Source organism: Roseateles sp. (assembly GCF_049240545.1).
Classification (GTDB): domain Bacteria; phylum Pseudomonadota; class Gammaproteobacteria; order Burkholderiales; family Burkholderiaceae_C; genus Paucibacter_A.
This window is the reverse complement of the sequence record NZ_JBMLSK010000326.1, coordinates 1-1025: the sequence shown is the minus strand read 5'-3', so window position 1 is coordinate 1025 and position 1025 is coordinate 1. Positions and strand designations below refer to the sequence as shown.

3 protein-coding genes are annotated in these 1025 nt (G+C 60.5%); 1 reads left to right on the top strand and 2 read right to left on the bottom strand.

The genetic code is table 11. The annotated features are described in order from the left end of the window. Nucleotides 1-258: hypothetical protein (locus tag ACOVRJ_RS20150; RefSeq protein ID WP_422045611.1), on the top strand; the 258-nt coding region annotated here is incomplete at its 5' end. On the opposite strand, the gene ACOVRJ_RS20145 is transcribed toward ACOVRJ_RS20150, so the two are convergent. Next, complete coding sequence (locus ACOVRJ_RS20145; protein ID WP_422045610.1) at nucleotides 240-476, bottom strand: hypothetical protein; 237 nt, start codon at nucleotides 474-476, stop codon at nucleotides 240-242. The genes ACOVRJ_RS20150 and ACOVRJ_RS20145 overlap by 19 nt on opposite strands. 11 nt (nucleotides 477-487) lie before the next feature. Further along, the coding region (locus ACOVRJ_RS20140) for a GNAT family N-acetyltransferase (protein WP_422045609.1) at nucleotides 488-1025 on the bottom strand (538 nt) is incomplete at its 5' end.

Sequence of the window (1025 nt, the reverse complement as noted above, 5' to 3'; positions counted from 1 at the left end):
ACCTTCCTGCGGAGCCTCGAGCGAATACCTGATGCGGTTGCCGGCGTTGTCTACACAACACTCCGGATCAACGAAGAACACCTTCAGGCCCGCCTCTCTGGCGCACCGCTGCATCTGACGGCGATCCGCATGGGACCCTGCGACAAGCAGACTGCGCGCTTCCGGATGGAAGTCCACGGGCGGAACGATTTCATCGAACCGGCGTACGTATTGCTCCTGCAGCCCGGAGCACAGGAAATTCAAACACCCTCTGCATAGGCCGCGTCGTTGCAGTCCTGCGCCTCGATGGTCGGCACGCCCCATAGGTCTCGAGCAACGACCACCGGGCTGTGCAGGCCCGAAGCCCAAATCTCCCCTTCGAGGAGTGGAAGGCTTGAGCGCAAGCCCCACCAGGCCGTGGCGACAACAAGTCCGGCAAGCGCGGCGAACGCCACTATCACGCGCGCCAGCAGAGACGCCTTTCCAGGTTTCACCATGAGAGGATCTGTCAGGATTCATGCGACACGTTTGTGTCACGGTTGCTGAAGCTGAAGACCGGGCCAGTCCAGTCCTCGTTGTCCAACTGTTCCTCGCGGAACTCTCCGTCCGTGTACTCCGCAAGGGTGCGGCGCCAGAAGTGGGTGGCGGGTGTGTTTCCTGCGAGCACGCACAGCTCCCAGTTCGCCGGAGTTCGATCGAAGATGGCCTGTGCCACCAGCATGCCAAGGCCCCGCCTCCGGTACTTGCGCATGATGAAGAAGTTGTCCATGGACCGTTCGTTGCCGTCGAGCAGCGTTTCCGTCGAGATCAGCGCGATCCCGGCCCACTTGCCCTCCACCTTCAGCACAAGGACTTCACGGTCCTTCTCCATCCAGTAGTAATCCAGATCGTCGTAGCGGTACAAGCCGTGCTCGTCGACGTCATAACCGTCAAACTCTGAACAGTCGTAGAGGTAAAGCTCCATCAGCCTGTCGACAACCGAACGGTCGGCAAAGGTACCTGGACGCAGTTCGAAGGTGGGGCTTGAGGGATGGTCAGCAACGGAA